At 70.1% G+C, this 18,320-nt stretch carries 17 protein-coding genes; 4 read left to right on the top strand and 13 right to left on the bottom strand.

Features of this window, described 5'->3' with window-relative positions; all coding sequences use genetic code 11:
- Positions 1 to 21: 21 nt before the first annotated feature.
- Complete coding sequence (locus tag FHR32_RS19885) at positions 22 to 999, bottom strand: malate dehydrogenase (protein ID WP_184755666.1); 978 nt, start codon at positions 997 to 999, stop codon at positions 22 to 24.
- Positions 1,000 to 1,040: 41 nt separating this feature from the next.
- Entirely contained in the window at positions 1,041 to 2,498 is a 1,458-nt protein-coding gene (locus tag FHR32_RS19880) for an MDR family MFS transporter (RefSeq protein WP_184755665.1), read from the bottom strand.
- Positions 2,499 to 2,553: 55 nt separating this feature from the next.
- Here FHR32_RS19880 and FHR32_RS19875 point away from each other — a divergent pair, with 55 nt between their 5' ends.
- Positions 2,554 to 3,102 carry a PadR family transcriptional regulator gene (locus tag FHR32_RS19875; RefSeq protein WP_184755664.1) on the top strand — a complete coding sequence of 183 codons (549 nt, stop codon included), beginning with the start codon at positions 2,554 to 2,556 and terminating at the stop codon, positions 3,100 to 3,102.
- Here FHR32_RS19875 and FHR32_RS19870 read toward each other — a convergent pair.
- Positions 3,089 to 5,089: a bifunctional serine/threonine-protein kinase/glutamate ABC transporter substrate-binding protein gene (locus FHR32_RS19870; protein WP_184755663.1), complete on the bottom strand. Its 2,001-nt coding sequence runs from the start codon at positions 5,087 to 5,089 to the stop codon at positions 3,089 to 3,091. The two genes, FHR32_RS19875 and FHR32_RS19870, sit on opposite strands and share 14 nt — an antisense overlap.
- 229 nt (positions 5,090 to 5,318) lie before the next feature.
- Between FHR32_RS19870 and FHR32_RS19865 the strand changes: the two genes are divergently transcribed.
- A complete protein-coding gene (locus tag FHR32_RS19865; RefSeq protein ID WP_184755662.1) occupies positions 5,319 to 6,863 on the top strand; it encodes a hypothetical protein in 1,545 nt (514 codons plus the stop codon).
- A gap of 84 nt (positions 6,864 to 6,947) precedes the next feature.
- Here FHR32_RS19865 and FHR32_RS19860 read toward each other — a convergent pair whose 3' ends face one another.
- The 3 genes from FHR32_RS19860 to FHR32_RS19850 form a co-directional block, all read right to left on the bottom strand.
- The gene (locus FHR32_RS19860) at positions 6,948 to 8,162 is read right to left on the bottom strand and encodes an NADP-dependent isocitrate dehydrogenase (protein WP_184755661.1); all 1,215 of its coding nucleotides are present in this window, start codon (positions 8,160 to 8,162) and stop codon (positions 6,948 to 6,950) included.
- Positions 8,163 to 8,275: 113 nt separating this feature from the next.
- Positions 8,276 to 8,539: a DUF3017 domain-containing protein gene (locus FHR32_RS19855; RefSeq protein ID WP_246467137.1), complete on the bottom strand. Its 264-nt coding sequence runs from the start codon at positions 8,537 to 8,539 to the stop codon at positions 8,276 to 8,278.
- A 51-nt stretch (positions 8,540 to 8,590) separates the two neighbouring features.
- Positions 8,591 to 9,715, bottom strand: coding sequence for a citrate/2-methylcitrate synthase (locus FHR32_RS19850; protein WP_184755659.1), 1,125 nt, complete (start codon positions 9,713 to 9,715; stop codon positions 8,591 to 8,593).
- Positions 9,716 to 9,896: 181 nt separating this feature from the next.
- On the opposite strand from FHR32_RS19850, the gene FHR32_RS19845 reads away from it, so the two are divergent.
- Entirely contained in the window at positions 9,897 to 10,550 is a 654-nt protein-coding gene (locus tag FHR32_RS19845; protein ID WP_184755658.1) for an FHA domain-containing protein, read from the top strand.
- Between the two features lie 3 nt (positions 10,551 to 10,553).
- On the opposite strand, the gene FHR32_RS19840 is transcribed toward FHR32_RS19845, so the two are convergent.
- The 4 genes from FHR32_RS19840 to purN all read right to left on the bottom strand — a co-directional run bounded on the left by FHR32_RS19840 (position 10,554) and on the right by purN (position 13,960).
- A complete protein-coding gene (locus FHR32_RS19840; RefSeq protein ID WP_184755657.1) occupies positions 10,554 to 11,402 on the bottom strand; it encodes a bifunctional methylenetetrahydrofolate dehydrogenase/methenyltetrahydrofolate cyclohydrolase in 849 nt (282 codons plus the stop codon).
- 21 nt (positions 11,403 to 11,423) lie between these two features.
- On the bottom strand, positions 11,424 to 11,597 hold the full coding sequence (locus FHR32_RS19835) for a hypothetical protein (RefSeq protein ID WP_184755656.1): 174 nt from the start codon (positions 11,595 to 11,597) through the stop codon (positions 11,424 to 11,426).
- A gap of 151 nt (positions 11,598 to 11,748) precedes the next feature.
- Positions 11,749 to 13,293, bottom strand: a complete 1,545-nt coding sequence (gene purH, locus FHR32_RS19830; RefSeq protein ID WP_184755655.1) for a bifunctional phosphoribosylaminoimidazolecarboxamide formyltransferase/IMP cyclohydrolase — start codon at positions 13,291 to 13,293, stop codon at positions 11,749 to 11,751.
- Positions 13,294 to 13,339: 46 nt separating this feature from the next.
- A complete protein-coding gene (purN, locus tag FHR32_RS19825; protein WP_184755654.1) occupies positions 13,340 to 13,960 on the bottom strand; it encodes a phosphoribosylglycinamide formyltransferase in 621 nt (206 codons plus the stop codon).
- Between the two features lie 79 nt (positions 13,961 to 14,039).
- On the opposite strand from purN, the gene FHR32_RS19820 reads away from it, so the two are divergent.
- Positions 14,040 to 14,450: a hypothetical protein gene (locus FHR32_RS19820; protein WP_184755653.1), complete on the top strand. Its 411-nt coding sequence runs from the start codon at positions 14,040 to 14,042 to the stop codon at positions 14,448 to 14,450.
- A gap of 22 nt (positions 14,451 to 14,472) precedes the next feature.
- Here the strand turns inward: FHR32_RS19820 and FHR32_RS19815 are convergent, their stop codons facing one another.
- From FHR32_RS19815 to sucC, 3 genes are all read right to left on the bottom strand, one after another.
- On the bottom strand, positions 14,473 to 16,131 hold the full coding sequence (locus FHR32_RS19815) for a cell division protein PerM (protein ID WP_184755652.1): 1,659 nt from the start codon (positions 16,129 to 16,131) through the stop codon (positions 14,473 to 14,475).
- Between the two features lie 130 nt (positions 16,132 to 16,261).
- Positions 16,262 to 17,137 carry a succinate--CoA ligase subunit alpha gene (sucD, locus tag FHR32_RS19810; RefSeq protein ID WP_184755651.1) on the bottom strand — a complete coding sequence of 292 codons (876 nt, stop codon included), beginning with the start codon at positions 17,135 to 17,137 and terminating at the stop codon, positions 16,262 to 16,264.
- Complete coding sequence (gene sucC, locus FHR32_RS19805; RefSeq protein WP_184755650.1) at positions 17,137 to 18,318, bottom strand: ADP-forming succinate--CoA ligase subunit beta; 1,182 nt, start codon at positions 18,316 to 18,318, stop codon at positions 17,137 to 17,139. The genes sucD and sucC overlap by 1 nt, the downstream gene beginning before the upstream one ends.
- Positions 18,319 to 18,320 lie beyond the last annotated feature (2 nt).

Raw genomic sequence — 18,320 nt, 5'->3', positions numbered from 1 at the left:
TTCACGGGCTGATCGAAGAGATCAGATGAGGCCGAGCTCGCGGACGGCGGCGCGCTCCTCCTCGAGCTCGCGGACCGAGGCGTCGATGCGCTCGCGGGAGAAGGCGTCGATCTCCAGCCCCTGGATGATCTCCCATTTGCCGTTGCGCGAGGCGACGGGGAAGGAGGAGATGAGCCCCTCGGGCACGCCGTACGAACCGTCGGAGGGGATCGCGGCGGAGGTCCACTCGGTGCCGTTGACCCAGTCGAAGACGTGGTCGATCGCGGCGTTGGCCGCGGAGGCGGCCGAGGACGCGCCCCTGGCCTCGATGATCGCGGCACCGCGCTTGGCGACGGTCGGGATGAAGGTGTCGCGCAGCCAGGTCTCGTCCACCTGCTCGGCGGCGACCTTGCCGCCGACCTCGGCGTGGAACAGGTCGGGGTACTGCGTGGCGGAGTGGTTGCCCCAGATGGTCATCTTCTTGACCTCGGTGACCGGGACCTGGAGCTTGGCGGCGAGCTGCGACAGCGCGCGGTTGTGGTCCAGACGGGTCATCGCGGTGAAACGCTCCGCCGGGACGTCCGGGGCGTGCTGCTGGGCGATCAGCGCGTTGGTGTTCGCCGGGTTGCCCACGACCAGGACGCGGATGTCGCCGGCCGCGTTGTCGTTGATGGCCTTGCCCTGCGGGCCGAAGATGCCGCCGTTGGCCTGGAGCAGGTCGCCGCGCTCCATGCCCGCCTTGCGGGGCATTGCGCCGACCAGCAGCGCGACGTTGGCGCCGTCGAAAGCCTTGTCGGCATCGTCGGTGATCTCGATGCCGCTCAGCAGCGGGAACGCGCAGTCGTCGAGCTCCATCGCGGTGCCCTCGGCTGCCTTGACCGCCTGCGGGATCTCCAGCAGGCTCAGCTTGACCGGGACGTCGGCGCCCAGCAACTGGCCCGACGCGATGCGGAACAGCAGCGCGTAGCCGATCTGACCGGCGGCGCCGGTGACGGTGACCTTTACGGGAGTCTGGGCCATGACCTTCCCCCACTCGAAGGATGAATTCTGACGCTCGGATGTTACCCGTCCAGCGCCGCCGGTCCTGCGGCGAGTGCCTTGATCCGCCCTCCGGGCAGTGCGACCAGCGCGGCGAGCGCGACGACCGCCCCGCCGGCGGCGAGCCAGGGGACGACGGTCGCGGTGGCGGCGGCGTGGGCCGCGTTCAGCCCGTGGGCGGGCGCCTCGTCCCTGACCACGGAGGCGTAGAGGGTGCCGGCGAGAGCCAGCGCGACCGAGCCGCCGATCTGCCGGAAGAAGGTCAGGTTGGCGCTGGCGGTGCCGATGAACCGCGGCGGGACCGCGGACTGGACCGCCACGGTCAGGCCGGACAGCATCGGGCCCACGCCGAGGCCGAGCAGTGCCATCCAACCGGCGAGGGCGAGCCCGGAGGTCTCGGTGGTGAGCCCGGCGCAGAGCAGGGCACCGAGCGCGATGAGGAACGGCCCGGCGATCAGCCACGGCCGGTAGCGCTGGGTCCGGGAGATGAGGGCGCCGGTGATCATGCTGCCGGTCACCATCCCGAGCATGAGCGGATAGATGTGCAGCCCCGAGTCGGTGGCGCTGAGCCCCATGGCCTCCTGGAAGTAACGCGGCAGGAACACCACCCCGGCGTAGAGGCAGAACGCGGAGAAGAACGAGGCGACGTTGGCCAGCGTGTAGGTCCGGTTGCGGAACAGCTCCAGGGGGATGATCGGGTGCGCCGCCCCGCGCTCGATCAGGACGAACAGCGCCAGGAGCAGGGCGGATGCCACGACGGGCCACAGCACGGGCCCGCTGGTCCAGGTGTGGCCGTCCAGCCCCTTCTCGGTCAGGCCGAGGAGCAGCAGGCCGATCGCCGCGCTGAAAACGGCGATGCCGAGGTGGTCGGGGCGGACGCCGCGCCCTTGACCGGCCACGTGCGGCAGCCGCGTCATGATGATCGCGACGAGGACCAGGCCGATGGGGAGGTTGACCATGAAGGCCCAGCGCCAGCTCGCCTGGTCGGTGAAGACGCCGCCGAGGAACGGCCCGGCGATGTAGCTCAGCGCCATCACCCCGCCCAGCGCCCCCTGGACCCGGCCGCTCCTGCCCGGCGGGAACAGGTCGGCGACCAGCGCCAGGGAGAGCGGCAGCAGCGCGCCCGCCCCCAGGCCCTGCAGCGCGCGGAAGGCGATGAGCTGGCCCATGTCCTGGGCGAGGCCGCACAGGACCGAGCCGAGCAGGAACACCACGACGCCGGTCAGCAGCAGCGGCTTGCGCCCGTAGGTGTCCGACAGCCTGCCGTACAGCGGGACGGTGATCGTGGAGGTCAGCAGGTAGGCCGTCACGACCCAGGTGTAGAGGCCGGAGCCGCCGAACTCCTGGACGATCCGGGGCAGCGCGGTGCCCACGATCGTCTGGTCGAGCATCGCGAGGAACATCCCGCCGAGGACGGCGAGCAGGAGCAGCCCGTGCTTGGGCCGGGCCTCCACGGGGGGGATCGATACGTCAGTAGACACATGTCGATGTTTACATGTCACTTCTTACATGTCAATCCGTGAGTATGATGAGGGCATGTCCCTTCGGATGGCGCTCCTCGGCCTGCTGACCTCCTCCGGTCCCGCCAGCGGTTACGACCTCACGAAACTCTTCGAGAGCTCGATCAACCACGCCTGGCAGGCCAAGCACAGCCAGATCTATCCGGAGCTGAACAAGATGGCCGCCGACGGCCTGGTCACCGTCGAGGAGGAGGGGCCCCGCGGCCGGAAGACCTACACGATCACCGGCGAGGGCGCGCGGGAGCTGCGCGAGTGGCTGATCGGGAAGACGCCGTCCCGGCTGGTCCGCAGCGAGGGGGCGCTGCGCGCGTTCCTGCTGCCCACCCTGGAACCGCACGAGGCCGTGGCGCTGCTCCGCACGGAGGCCGAGGTCTACGGTGCCAGGCTCGCCAAGCTGGAGGCGCTCCGCGAGCGCAAGACCGCACACCATGGCGCACAAGACCCGGCGGACGTGAGCGCGCGATTCGGGAAGTACGCGCTGGACCTGGGCATCCGCCAGGCACGGGTGATGAGCGAGTGGGCCGAGGAGACCGCCGCCGAGATCGAGAGCTCTATCCGCAGCTAGCCATGGCCGGGGGATCATCCTCGCGGGTGGCGAAGTCGACCTTGGAGAAGTGCCGGTCGAGCAGCTTCCTCATCACGCCGCTCCGGTAGAGGTCGGCGATCGCGCCCTGCACGGCCTTGCAGGTGCGCCCGTCGCCCTTCTTCATGGCCACCGCGTAGCGCTCGTCGGTCAGTTTCAGGCCGAGCACCTTGTAGCCGACGCTCTCCCGGTTGCCGAACCCGGCCAGCACCAGGTCGTCGCCGGGGACCGCGTCGACCTCGCCGGACAGCAGCTTGTTCATGCAGTCGGTATAGGTGGTGGCCGGGACCAGCTTCAACTGGTTCACCCGGCCCTGCAGGACGCGGACGGAGCCGCTCCCCGCGGGCTGGCAGACCGGCCTGCCCTCCAGGTCGGCGGCGGACAGGATCGGGGAGCCGTCCTTGACGAGCACGTCGACGTGGGCGAGATAGTACGGCCCGGCGAACGTGACGTCGTCGCCCTCGTTGATCGAGTAGGTCGAGACGACCAGGTCGAGGTCGCCGGTGGCCAGCAACTTCGGGCGCTCCTCCTTGCTGGTCGATCTGAAGGTGATGCCGCTCGCGGGCACCCCCAGTGCGTGGGCGATCTCGGTGGCGAGCTCCACCTCGAAGCCGCTCCATCTGCCGCCGTTGTTCAGCGCGATGCCCGGCAGGAAGTCGCGCATGCCGATGGTCAGCCTGCCGGTCTTCGCCGCCTTGTCCGCCACCGAGGCGTATGTCGCCGGAGCGGGCTCGGTGGGCAGGCCTGCGGCGCCGAAGTGCGGCGGCCAGCCGGTGACGGCCACGGCGGCCGTGCCGGCGGCCAGCAGGGCGACGGCCACGGCGGCGGCGATCCAGCGCCCTCTGCGCGAGCGCCTGGGCGGAGCGGGATCCGAGATCCGGTCCGGGACCGTGGTCTGCCAGATCGGCGGCGGGACGGCCGCCGGACGCCCGCCGTGGCCGGGGAGGGGACCGCCCTCGCCGTACCCCGGAGGCGTCGGGGGCTCGCCGTGGCCGGGAGGCTGGATGCGGAAACCCGTGGACGGAGGGGGATGACCGCTCGGACCGGGCCGGGCCGGCGGTCGTGCGGGCATGCGTATGAGGCTGGTGGCCTCGTCCGGATCCGGGCCGGCGACCTGCGCTCCCTCGTTGAGGACGGCGGGCGAGGCGTCCACGGACTCGGGATGGCCGAGCAGCCGGAGCAGGATCTGGTCGGCCGAGGGCCGTGCGGCGGCCGACTTGGACAGGGCTGAGCGGACCACGCCGCGCAGCGGCTCCGGCATGGCGTCGACGTCCACCTCGTGGTTGAGGATGCGGTTCAGCACCACCGCTATCGAGTTTCCGGCGAAGGCGATCTCGCCGGTCGCGGCGAACGCGATCGTCGCCCCCCAGGCGAACACGTCGGTGTGCGGTCCGACGTCGGCGCCGGAGATCTGCTCGGGCGCCATGTAGGCCGGGGTGCCGATGGCCCGGCTGGTTATCGTGCCGGTGGAGTCGATGATGCGGGCGATGCCGAAGTCCACCACGCGGGGGCCGTCCGCGGCGATGAGCACGTTGTCCGGCTTGAAGTCACGGTGCACGATCGCGGCGTGGTGGATCGCGGTGAGGGCGGTGGCCGTGCCGATCGCCAGCCGTTGCAGGGCTGTGCCCCGGAGCGGTCCGTCGGCCTGCACGGCCTCCTGCAGCGACCTGCCCTCGATGTATTCGCTGGCGATGTAGGGGGTGTCGCCTTCGAGGTCGACGCCCACCACGCCCGCCGTACAGAACGAGGCGACTCGCTGGGCGGCCCGCGCCTCCCGGGCGAACCGGGATCTGGCGATCGCGTCGCCGGAGAATTTTACGTGCAGCAACTTGATCGCCGCCCGCTCCCCCGACTCGTCCACGCCCAGGTAGACGATGCCCTGCCCGCCCTCACCGATCCGGCCGACGACGCGGAACGGCCCCAGTTGGCGCGGTTCCCCCGCTTCCAGTGGCGCGATCTCCGGCATCATCGTCCTTATGGTCGAGTAAATTCCCAGCCAAACTTTACGATGCCATGACTCGCCCGCCCGCCGCGTTACCCCGAAGTAGCCCGTGTCACCCGGTCACCCGCCGTGTCGGCAGGGGATACGACGGACACACCGATCCCCCTTAATTACCGACATTCGCCCCAAGCTGGCGCTCCAGCCGCTTAGATCGCTACCGTTGACCGTCCCTCACGCAAGCCGGAGCAAATCCCTCATGCGCCGATATATCGGTTATCGCGAATTCATCCAGCGCGATCAGCGTTCCCTCGTCGGCACGGCCCTCCTCCTCACCGGCAGCCACGAGCAGGCCATCCGCCTGACCCTGTGGTCCTTGCGCACGGTCGGTCTCAGCTGGCCCCCGCCTCCCTGGGAAGACTCCACCACGCACGCCCACATCGCTCTTTACCGCCGTTTCCTCCGCAAACCGACCGCCGCCGGAGCCACCGCGCTGGTACGGATTCCGCCCCGGCCACGCCTCCTCGTCGTCGCCTGCCTCCACGACGGCAGGAGCCACGGCGAGATGGCGACCGTCCTCGGCATCCCCGTGGAGACCGTGGAATCGGAGATCACCGAGGCGGTGGCCACCCTCACCAAGGGCAACGTGGACCGTCTGAAGACGAGGATGGCCACGGCGGCGGGCGAGGCCTCGGTCCCCGACCTCACCGCGCGGGCCATGGGCACGCTACGGCGCCGCCGCAACCGCGGAGCCTTCCTGACCACGATCGCGGCCCTCGTCCCGATCGGGATCATCGCCGCCTTCGCCCTGCTCCCGCAGGGACATGTGTGGAACTCGGCACTGGGCGAGCGGAACCCGTCCCCTCCGACGAGCTCACCGGAGGCCGCGCGGGTGCTCTCCAGCCCGGAGCCGGCCCCCGGCATCCAGCCGTGGCGGGCTCCGCGCACCTCCCTCGCCATCCGCTACGCGGTCCCCGAGGGATGTTCCGGCGACGCCGCCCCGGCAGGTGGCGGATCCACGCAGGCGGGGAAGGTCGTCTGCGCCGGCTGGACGCTGACGCTGGCCGGAGGCGGCTCCGAGCGCGGTTCCGCGGACTGTGAGGGCCCTGCCCCCTGCCCGTCCACGGTGAGCGTTCCCGACGCGGCGGAGCGGCTGGCGCACGGCGACGGACGGAGCTCCTGGCCGCTGAGTCCGGCCGTCAGCTCCGACGGACACCGCATCGCCTATCTGAGTGCGGCGGAGGGAAGATACGTCGCCCACGACCTGCACAGCGGCATGAAGCGGTATCTGTCGCCCGTGCTGGTCCCCTCCGACACCGAGAGCGGCACCCGGGTGAGCGTCTCCCCCAACGGCCGCCACTTCACCGTCCAGCTCGGTACGCGCCGGTTCCGGACCGATTTCGCCACCGGGACCATGACGCCCCTGCCCGCCGGGCGCGCCACGGCGGCGGAGAAGGCGGCCGGATGGCTGCGCGAGACCTACCGCGCCTGGCGGGACTCCCCCAGCGGCAGGCATGTGGCGGCGGTCGGGGCCAAGGGCGCCGAGGCCGACGGCCTTCACATCGTCGACGCCCGGTCACGGCAGGTGTCCAGGCGCCTGCCCCTCCCCTCCATGAAGGGTGCCACCAAGGCGGAGGTCGTCGGCTGGCTGAACGCCCGCGAGGTCGTCGTGAAGATGACCGGCGGGGCGGGCGATCACCCCACCACGTTCTTCCGGGTGGACACCGTAACCGGCCAGACGCATCGCGTCACCGGCCTCGCCGACGACAACCTGATCGTGCTCGGCGCCGTGACGGCGTCCTGACGGCACGCTCCCGGGGCGGGACGGGCCGCGGAACGGAAAGGGCCGCCCGGTGGGCGGCCCTTCACGCGGAGACGGCGGAGGTGACTAGGCCATCTTCTTCTTCAGGTTCTCGTCCAGGGCGGCCAGGAAGTCCTGGGTGGTCAGCCACTGGGCGTCGCCGCCGACGAGCATGGCGAGGTCCTTGGTCATCTGACCGCCCTCGACGGTCTCGATGCAGACCTGCTCAAGCTTCTGGGCGAAGTCGGTCACCGCGGGGGTGTTGTCGAGCTTGCCGCGGTGCTGGAGGCCACGGGTCCACGCGAAGATCGAGGCGATCGGGTTGGTGGAGGTGGGGTTGCCCTTCTGGTACTCACGGTAGTGACGGGTCACGGTGCCGTGGGCGGCCTCGGCCTCGACGGTCCGGCCGTCGGGGGTCATCAGGACCGAGGTCATCAGGCCGAGCGAGCCGAAGCCCTGCGCGACGGTGTCGGACTGGACGTCGCCGTCGTAGTTCTTGGCGGCCCAGACGTAGCCACCCTCCCACTTCATCGCCGCGGCGACCATGTCGTCGATCAGACGGTGCTCGTAGGTGATCCCGGCGGCCTGGAAGTCGGCCTTGAACTCGTCCTCGAAGACCTCGGCGAAGATGTCCTTGAAGCGGCCGTCGTAGGCCTTCAGGATCGTGTTCTTCGTGGAGAGGTAGACGGGGTACCCCCGGGACAGGCCGTAGCGCATGGAGGCGCGGGCGAAGTCACGGATCGAGTCGTCCAGGTTGTACATCGCCATCGCGACGCCGCTGCTCGGGAAGTCGTAGACGTCGAGCTCGATCGGCTCCGAGCCGTCCTTCGGCGTGTAGGTGAGGGTCAGCTTGCCCTCGCCCGGAATCCTCAGGTCGGTGGCGCGGTACTGGTCGCCGAACGCGTGACGGCCGACGACGATCGGCTTGGTCCAGCCGGGGACGAGCCTCGGCACGTTGGACATGATGATCGGCTCGCGGAAGATGACACCGCCGAGGATGTTACGGATCGTCCCGTTCGGGGACTTCCACATCTTCTTCAGGCCGAACTCCTCGACCCGCGCCTCGTCCGGGGTGATCGTGGCGCACTTGACGCCGACGCCGTACTGCTTGATCGCGTTGGCGGCGTCGATCGTGACCTGGTCGTCGGTGGCGTCGCGGTACTCGATCCCGAGGTCGTAGTACTTCAGGTCGACGTCGAGGTAGGGAAGGATCAGCTGGTCCTTGATGAACTGCCAGATGATCCGGGTCATCTCGTCGCCGTCAAGCTCGACGACCGGACCCGCTACCTTGATCTTGGGCATGCGTGTGGTTCCCCTTCTGAACTAACACTGGCCAGACAGTCCTTTTGAGGCTCACTGGCCGTTGAGGTTATCGGACCGGTATGAGCGCTTCACGGCCCACCCGGTCATCCGGCTTACAGCGGCATGAGCTCCGGATACTCCAGCACCAGCGATCCGGCCATCAGCGCGACGCCGAAGGCGCCCAGTGTGAGGGTGTCGGTCGCCTTGGCGCGTACGGCGAGCAGCCCGCCTCCGGCCAGCCGGAACACGGCGCCCAGCGCCATGACCGCGCCGAGGGAGAATCCTCCCCACTCGGGGTCGAGCAGGACACCGAAGGTCACCGCGAGGACCGCGCCCACCAGAACCAGCGGATACGGTCCCCAGCGCTCTCGAGTCATGCTCACCGTTCCCACCTGTGACCGCCGTCCGTTCGGGCACTCATCGGCTCATCACCCGCGCTCCGCGAGCGGCTTCCACTTCTGGTCGCGCTCACCGACGTACTCGCTGTCCGGGCGGATCAGGCGGTTGTCGGCGTGCTGCTCGATGACATGTGCGGTCCATCCTGCCATGCGACTGACCGAGAAGACCGGAGTGAACAGGTCTGTCGGGATGCCGAGGTAGTGATAGACGGTCGCGGCGTAGAAGTCCACGTTGGGATAGAGGCCCTTCGTCTCGAAGACGACCTCCTCCATCTCCTTGGACATCCGGTAGTACGTGTCGTCGCCGGAGGCGTCCGCGAGGTCCTGCGACATTTTGCGCAGGTGGGTGGCTCGCGGGTCCTCGGTCTTGTAGACCCGGTGCCCGAAGCCCATGATCTTCTCGCCGGCGGCGAGTTTGTCGCGTACGGCCTGCCCGACGGTGGACGGGTCGAGCGACTCCAGGGTGCGCATGACCTGCTCGTTGGCGCCGCCGTGGAGCGGCCCCTTGAGCGTGCCGATGGCCGCCACGATGGCCGAGTGCATGTCCGACAGGGTCGCGGCGCACACGCGGGCGGCGAACGTCGAGGCGTTCATCGTGTGGTCGGCGTGGAGCACCAGGCAGGTGTCGAAGATCTCCACCTCGTGCCGGTCGGGGGTACGGCCGGTGATCTGGAGCAGGAAGTTGGCCGCGATGCTCAGCTCCGGGTCCGGCTCCGGGATCGTGGCGCCCGTCCTGGCGGCGTGGTAGCGGGCGACGAGGAGCGGCTGCTGCGCGGTCAGCCGGGCGGCCTTGCGCAGGTTGGCCTCAGGGCTGTTGGAGTCCTTGTCCGCGTCGTCGGCGCTGGCCAGCGAGACCAGCGTGCGCAGCGCCTCCATGGGCGCCTGCTTCCCCGCGATCTCCGGAATGTCCGCCTCGGCGAGAGCGCCGAGCTCACGTCCTCCGGCGAGCTGCGCTCCGTAGGCGGCCAACTGTTCCCCGGTGGGAAGGTTGCCGCGCTGCAGCAGATGGGCGGTCTCTTCGAAAGTGGTGCGGCCGGCCAGATCGTGGATGTCGTAGCCACGATAGAAAAGGAGACCGGCCTGACCGTCGATGTCACTGAGCGCTGTGGACGCGGCTACGACATCGGCGAGGCCTTTGGTGGGCTTGTCCGCCATGAGTGTTTCCTCCGCTTATCTTCGCCCGAAGTCTACCCGTGAGCAGGGGAAACCCCCCCGAGAGGTCCAGACCAATTTCACGAATGATTCTCCTTCTGGCAAAGGCGATTCCCCATCACCTCGTTTGGGTAAGCCGGAGCTGTAGGAATAGTTACGGCGGGCTACCTGGGGAGGAACTGCCGTGGAGGGGCCGTTCATACGCATCGAGGACACTGGCGAGGTGGTCCCGTTGCGCCCCGAGATCACGACGATCGGGCGTGGCCGGGGAGTTGACATCCGGCTCACCGATCCAAGTGTTTCCCGGCTGCACGCGGAATTCGTCCGGCGCGGGCCCTACCTGTATGTCGTTGATCTGGGCCTGTCCCGCAACGGCACACGGGTGAACGGCAGGCCGATCGCCCGGAGGGTGCTCGACGACGGCGACGTCGTCTCCTTCGGCGCCGCGCGAGGCAGGATCGGCGGAGTCCCGCGCGAGGACTTCGCCCCCGAGGTCGAGCTCCGGCGGGCGGCGGCTCCGGAGCTGACCCGGCGGGAGGTGGACGTGCTCACGTCGCTGTGCCGCCCGGCACTGTCGGACGAGGCGTTCGTCGCACCCGCCACCGCGCGGGAGATCGCCGACGATCTGGTGGTGACGGAGGCCGCTGTCAAGCAGCACCTGCTCCGCCTCTACCAGAAGTTCAGGATTCCAGAGGGGACCAACCGGCGCACCCGGCTGGCCAACGAGGTCGTCGCCCTGGGTCTGGTCAGGCCCACCCCGGTGGTGCCGCCGCAGCGAGCGGCCGGCACCCCGGAGCCCTCGGCGCCGGCGACCACCGCCGGCCGCCGGGCGTCCTGACGCCTAGGCGACCTTCTCGGCGGCCTCGACCACGTTGGTCAGCAGCAGGGCCCTGGTCATCGGGCCCACGCCACCGGGGTTGGGGGTGAGGAACCCCGCGACGTCCTTGACGCCGGGGGCGACATCACCGGCGATCTTGCCCTCGACCCGGGAGACCCCGACGTCGAGCACGGCGGCTCCGGGCTTGACCATGTCGGCCGTGATCAGGTGAGGCACGCCCGCCGCGGCGACGATGACGTCGGCGCGACGGGTGTGGGCCGCCAGGTCCTCGGTCCCGGTGTGGCAGAGGGTGACGGTGGCGTTCTCCGAGCGGCGGGTCAGCAGCAGGCCGAGTGAGCGGCCCACGGTGATGCCCCGGCCGACCACGACGACCTCGGCCCCCTTGATCGGCACGCCGTACTCCTGCAGGAGCAGGACGATGCCGTGCGGGGTGCAGGGCAGCGGCGCGTCGACCATGTGGACCAGACGGCCCAGGTTGACCGGGTGCAGGCCGTCGGCGTCCTTCGCCGGGTCCATCCGCTCGATCAGCGCCATGGTGTCGAGGTGGCGGGGCAGCGGGAGCTGGACGATGTAGCCGGTGCACTCCTCGGCCGCGTTGAGCTCGTCGATGACCGCCTCGACCTCGGCCTGGGTGGCGGTCGCCGGCAGATCCCTGCGGATGGAGGCGATGCCGACCTCGGCGCAGTCGCGGTGTTTGCCCGCCACGTAGATCTGGCTGCCCGGGTCGTCACCGACCAGGACGGTGCCGAGCCCGGGGGTGATGCCCCGCCCTTTCAGCACGGCGACCCGTGCCGCGAGGTCTGCCTTGATCTTCGCCGCGGTGGCCTTGCCGTCCAGAGTCTGGGCGCTCACAGGTTCAGTCCTTCCAAGAGATCATCCGCGCTCCGCTTCCCTCCGCTCGATGATCCTGCGCGTGAAGGGAATGACCTCCACGGCCTTGGCTCCGAGGTAGGCGGCGCCGGCGGCGAAGATGAGGAGCAACCAGGGACTCTCCCAGAATCCGCTCATGATCACAAAGGCGTTCAGGGCGACGTCCATCAAAGGCATGAGGGATCTCCACGGAGGTGACGGAGGGGATGCTTCAGGTTAACCGGGGTTTAAACCTTTTCCGACCAGAAGATTCTGTCCGGTCCGCCACTTTTCTACCTCTGGTGTACGGCTGCCACACCGGTGCGGCAGCCGTACACCAGCGTGGAGATCAGTGGAAGAAGTGGCGGGCGCCGGTGAAGTAGAGGGTGACCCCGGCGGCTTCGGCCGCGGCGATCACCTCCTCGTCCCTGATGGAGCCGCCGGGCTCCACGATGGCCTTCACACCCGCGTCGATGAGCACCGTGGGACCGTCTGCGAACGGGAAGAACGCGTCGGAGGCCGCCACGGAGCCCCGGGCGCGGTCACCGGCACGGGAGACCGCGAGCTGCGCCGAGTCGACCCGGTTGACCTGGCCCATGCCGACGCCGACGCTCGCGCCGTCCGCGGCGAGCAGGATCGCGTTGGACTTCACCGAGCGGCAGGCCTTCCAGGCGAAGGCCAGGTCGGCGAGGACCTCGGCGGAGACCGCGGGGCCGGCCTTGAGCTCCCAGGCGGACGGGTCGTCGCCGGGGGCGTTGACCCGGTCGGTGGTCTGCACCAGCAGGCCGCCGTCGATCCGGCGGAACTCCGCCGGGTTGTCCGGCCCCTTCGGACAGGCCAGCAGCCGGATGTTCTTCTTCCGGGTGAGCACGGCCAGGGCCTCGGCGCTGAAGGCCGGAGCCACCACGACCTCGGTGAACACCTCGGCGACCTGCCGGGCCATCGCCTCGGTGACCTCGCCGTTGACCGCGATCACACCGCCGTAGGCGGAGACCGGGTCACAGGCGTTGGCCTTGCGGTGCGCCTCGGCGACGTCGGCGCCGACCGCGATGCCGCACGGGTTCTGGTGCTTGATGATCGCCACGGCGGGCTCGGCGAAGTCCCAGGCGGCCCGCCAGGCGGCGTCGGCGTCGAGGTAGTTGTTGTAGGACATCTCCTTGCCGTGCAACTGCTCGGCATTGGCCAGCCCGTCCCGCTGGCCGGAGTAGAGCGCCGCCCCCTGGTGCGGGTTCTCGCCGTAGCGCAGCGGCGACCTGAGCGTCCACGCGGCACCCATGTAGTGCGGCCAGGCCCCTTCCTCGGCGGCGTAGCCGCTCGCGAACCAGGAGGCCACCGCCGTGTCGTAGGCGGCGGTGTGGGCGTACGCGGCCGCGGCGAGCCGTCGCCGCTCGGCGACGGTGAAGCCGCCCTCGGCCACCGCCGCGAGCACGTCCCCGTAGGCGCCGGGGTCGACCACGATCGCGGCCGTGCCGTGGTTCTTGGCCGCGGCCCGGATCATCGCGGGGCCGCCGATGTCGATCTGCTCCACGCAGTCGCGGTCGGAGGCGCCCGAGGCCACGGTCTCCTGGAACGGGTAGAGGTTGACCACCACCAGCTCGAAGGGGTCGATCTCCAGCTCTTCGAGCTGCTTGACGTGGGTGGGATTGCCGCTGTCGGCCAGCAGGCCGGCGTGCACGCGCGGGTGCAGGGTCTTGACGCGGCCGTCGAGACACTCGGGGAACCCGGTCAGCGCCTCGACGGGAGTGACGGGGACACCGAACGAAGCGATCTTCGCGGCGGTGCCGCCGGTGGAGACGATCTCCACGCCCGCGGCGTCGAGCCCGCGGGCCAGCTCCTCCAGCCCGCTCTTGTCATACACCGCGATCAACGCGCGCCGGATGGCGATGCGGGTCACTTCGTGCTCCTTCTATTTGGTTCCGGTGTCATCCGGGACGCCCGGCTCATCTGCCGGGTCGTCCGAAACGAAAGGTCCTGCCGGTCACGGTCCAGCCCTCACGGGCCATCCTGCCGACGGTCTCGACGAGCAGGCTCCGCTCGACGGTCTTGATGCGCTCGTGCAGGGCCGCCTCGTCGTCGCCGTCCAGCACGGGCACGGCCTCCTGGGCGATGATCGGGCCGGTGTCGACTCCCGCGTCGGCGAGCATCACGGTGCAGCCGGTGATCCGCACGCCGTGCGCGAGCGCGTCACGGACCCCGTGCGCGCCCGGGAAGGAGGGCAACAGCGCGGGATGGGTGTTGAGGACGGGGAAGGTGGCCAGCGTCGGCTCACCGAGGATCTTCATGAATCCCGCGCAGACGACCAGGTCCGGACGGTGTTCGGCGATCCGCGCGGCGACGGCCCGGTCCCAGGCGGCCCGTTCCGGATGGTCGGCCAGCCTCTCGACGAAGGTGGGGACGCCGGCGCCTTCCGCGCGGGCCAGCCCCTCGATGCCGTCGCGGTCGGCGCCCACAGCCACGATGCGGGCACCGTAAGACTCATCTGCCACAGCGTCCAAAAGGGCCTGTAGGTTGGTTCCAGAACCGGACACGAGGACCACAAGCCGAGCGGCCTGGGATGACACCGACGCACTCCATTCGGACGGGGACTCACGCCGCTGCAAGGGTATCTGCCTGTCCACTCACGCGATGCAAGGAGGTCAGGTGACGACTCCCGTCCAGGCACGGCCGACGGAGGGTGCGGGACGGCGGGCATTGTGGCTCGCGTTCGCCTCGATGGCGCTGACGCTCATGCTCCCCCTTGCGGGGATCATGATGTCGCTCGTCGCCCTCGTCGCCTCGATCCGCGCGGTCCGGGCCCTGCGGTCGGCGGTCAGGTCGACGGCCCCGGCGGTCGTCGGCATCGTCATGTCGTCGCTGGTGCTGCTGATCTCCCTGGGGGTGACCGCCACGCAGTTCTACTTCAGTGACGAGCTGAACGCCTACGCCGAGTGCGGCAAGGGGGCGGGCACCGTCACCGCCCAGAACGAGTGCACGGAGCATCTCGAACGGGCGATGGAGAAGAAGATGCCCTTCATCCGGCCCGGTGAGCTGCAGTTCCCGTTCGCTCCCTGAGTCCGCCGGCCGCCTGGGTCCGCTAGTCGCGGTCCCAGGCGTAGGGATCCACGTAGATCACGTGGCCGCCCTTGTCGTCGGACTCGTCGACGATGTCGCGCCGGGGCGGGCGCGGCGGTCCGTCGTGGCGGGCCGCGGGCGGGTTCTCCGCCGCCGCCGAGGCGTGCTCGTCCTCCCAGTCGTCCCTGATGACCGGGATCGGCTGGGTCTCGCACTCCGTGGCGTCCATCCAGTGGCCCGGGAGCGTGCGGGGCCCGTCGGGCTCGGCGAATCCGACCTTGCCGGCCACCGTCCCCGCCGCCTTGGCGATCCTGGCCCCTGCCCTGCGGACCGGCTCGGTGGCCGTGCCGACCCTGGCGGCGGCCTTGGCCACGACCGTGTTGTGCCCCCGGAAGATCAGCCACCAGTTGGCCAGTCCCGCCGAGATGCCCGCGGCGACACCCACCTCCAGCGACACCGAGAGCATGACCTCCCAGGCCGCCGGGCCGACCGCGGAGAGCTTCGTCCCCCCCAGCGAGCCACCGGACAGCGCGGTCAGCACTCCGGCCGCCGCACCGGTCACCAGCCCGCAGACGAACCCCCACAGCGGCGCCCCCTCGTAGGAGGGCGACGGCGCGATCCTGACGCCCAGGACGCCCGCCACCGCCCCTGCCGCGAACGGCAGCGCGATCACCACCATCACCCATGCCGGGGTGGGGCCCGTCTCCGGCAGTGCCCCCAGGATCGGCAGGCTCGGCACGGTCCCGAGCTGGACGCCCGTCGGCGCGACCAGAGTGCCGGCGCCGACCGCGAAGCCCGGACCGGCGATGTAGGCCACCCCCCAGATGACCGCGTTGAGCAGGTAGAGCCCCTGGATGAGCAGGAGCAGCAGGCCGCCGACGAAACCCGGCGACAGGACGCCGGAGAGCTCCTGGACCTGCCCGAAGTTCATCACGACGGCGCCGAGCACGAGGAGGGCGCCCGCCACGAGCATGATGCCCAGCGCGGCCGCCGAGGCGACCACGACGGAGCGCAGCCGTTCGGGCAGCAGGCGCAGCATCGACCGCCACGGCCCGATCGTGCGGGCGGTGGCCAGCGAGCCCGCCAGGAAGGCCAGCACCAGGTGGCTGATCAGGACGTCGCCGAGGAACGGCTGGGTGATCTCGTTCCTGGTGACCAGCGCGATGCCCCCGGCCAGCAGCGCGTACGGCGCGGCCAGCGAGACGCCCGCCTGGGCGACCAGCACGAGCTGGGCCCGGCGCCGGGCGTTGGCCTCGTCCTTGGGGCTGTTCTTGGGCAGCCGGGCGGGGAGGCGCAGCCGCAGGTCCGCGTCCCTGGCCATCCAGATCCCGGCGCGGTACAGCAGCAAGGCCGGAAGCACGGTCAGCCCGAGCGGGAGCAGCCCGACCGAGCCACCCGGGATCGCGAACCCCGCGTGATGGGCCGCCAGCCAGAGCTGTGCCGCGGTGCGGAAGACCCCGGGCAGTCCCGGGCCGAGCGACCCCTTGGGGGAGGCGATCCAGCCGACCAGGGTGAGGGTGGTGAGCACCGCCAGACCCACGCCGAGCGTCCAGGCGGCGGCGAGCATCCCGGAGACGGGGAGCGGCCGCCGGACGTCGTCGTCACCCGTGACGCCGGGCAGGGGGATACGGCTGAGGACGTTACGGGGAACCGTCCGGAGCTGATCGAGAAGGGCCGTCACAATAGTCGATGGTCTCAGGATCTTCCGCGTGGACGGGACTCCATCGCCCCGCGTGTCGCATGCCGTACGAGAGGCTGCCGGAGAACGGGGAAGGCGCCCGGCAGGACACCGGGCGCCTTCCCCCGCGGAACTAGCGGGCCTGCATGACCTCGCGCATCAGGCGGGCGGTCTCGCTCGGGGTCTTGCCGACGCGGACGCCGACCTTCTCCAGAGCCTCCTTCTTCGCCTGGGCGGTGCCGGCCGAGCCGGACACGATCGCGCCCGCGTGACCCATGGTCTTGCCCTCGGGGGCGGTGAAGCCCGCGACGTAGGCGACGACCGGCTTGGTCACGTGCTGCTCGATGTAGGCGGCGGCGCGCTCCTCGGCGTCGCCGCCGATCTCACCGATCATCACGATCGCGTCGGTGGCCGGGTCGTCCTGGAACGCCTGGAGGGCGTCGATGTGCGTGGTGCCGATGACGGGGTCACCGCCGATGCCGACGGCGGTGGAGAAGCCGAAGTCCCGCAGCTCGTACATGAGCTGGTAGGTCAGCGTCCCGGACTTCGACACCAGGCCGATACGGCCTGCGGTGGTGATGTCGGCGGGGATGATGCCGGCGTTGGAGGCACCGGGCGAGGCGATGCCGGGGCAGTTCGGCCCGACGATGCGGGTCTTGTTGCCCTTGGCGACCGCGTAGGCCCAGAACTCGGTGGTGTCGTGGATCGGGACACCCTCGGTGATCACCACGCAGAGCGGGATCTCGGCGTCGATGGCCTCCTTGACGGCGTCCTTGGTGAACGCCGGGGGCACGAAGACGACCGACACGTCGGCACCGGTCTCCTTGACGGCCTCGACGACGGTGCCGAAGACGGGCAGGCCCTCGTGGGTGGTGCCGGCCTTGCGGGCGTTGACGCCGCCGACGACGCGGGCGCCGGAGGCGAGCATGCGGCGGGTGTGCTTGGTGCCCTCACCACCGGTCATGCCCTGAACAATGATCTTGCTTTTCTCGGTGAGCCAGATAGCCATTACGCACCTACCGCGGCGAGTTCGGCGGCCCGCTTGGCCGCATCGTCCATCGTGTCCACCAGTTCGACGCCGGAAAGCTTGGCGTCGGCGAGAATCCGCCGCCCGAGTTCGGCGTTGTTGCCGTCCAGCCGGACGACGAGCGGGCGGCTGACGGCCTCGCCGCGACTCTCCAGCAGCTGGAAGGCGGAGACGATGCCGTTGGCGACCGCGTCACAGGCGGTGATGCCGCCGAAGACGTTCACGAAGATCGACTTCACGGACGGGTCGGAGATGATGATCTCCAGACCGGCCGCCATGACCTCTGCCGAGGCACCGCCGCCGATGTCGAGGAAGTTGGCGGGCTTGGGCTGCCCCGGGAACGCCTCGCCGGCGTAGGCGACCACGTCGAGGGTCGACATGACCAGACCCGCGCCGTTGCCGATGATTCCCACGTTGCCGTCGAGCTTGACGTAGTTGAGGTGCTTCTCCTTGGCCGCGGCCTCCAGAGGGTCCTCCGCGTCCTTGTCCTCGAAGACCGCGTGGTCGGCCTGGCGGAAGGTCGCGTTGTCGTCGAGGGTGACCTTGCCGTCGAGGGCCTTGACCTGGCCGTCGGCGGACAGGATCATCGGGTTGACCTCGACCAGGGAGGCGTCCTCGTCGACGAAGGCGCACCAGAGCTTCTCGATGAGCTCGGCGGCGCCGTCGAGCGCGACCTCCGGCAGACCGCCCGCCTGGGCGATCTCGCGGGCCTTGGCGCGGTCGACCCCGTCCAGGGGGGAGACCGGGATCTTGGCGACCTTCTCCGGGGCGCTGTGTGCGACCTCTTCGATGTCCATGCCGCCCGCGGCGGAGCAGATGGCGAGGAAGGTGCGGTTCGCACGGTCGAGCAGGAAGGAGAAGTAGTACTCCTCCGCGATCGCGCTGGCCTCCTCGATCAGAACCTTGTGGACCGTGTGGCCCTTGATGTCCATGCCAAGGATCTGGGTGGCCTTCTGCTCGGCGTCGGCGGCGTCGTCGGCGACCTTCACGCCGCCGGCCTTGCCCCGGCCACCGGTCTTGACCTGTGCCTTGACGACGACACGGCCGGTCAGCTGCTCGGCTGCCGCGCGTGCCTCCTCCACGGTGTGCGCGACAATGCCACGCGGCACCGGGATGCCGTACTCCGCGAAGAGCTCCTTCGCCTGATGTTCGAACAGGTCCACGA

Origin of the sequence: Streptosporangium album (genome assembly GCF_014203795.1) — a bacterium.
Lineage (GTDB): Bacteria > Actinomycetota > Actinomycetes > Streptosporangiales > Streptosporangiaceae > Streptosporangium > Streptosporangium album.
This window is presented reverse-complemented; position numbering and strand designations above follow the sequence as displayed.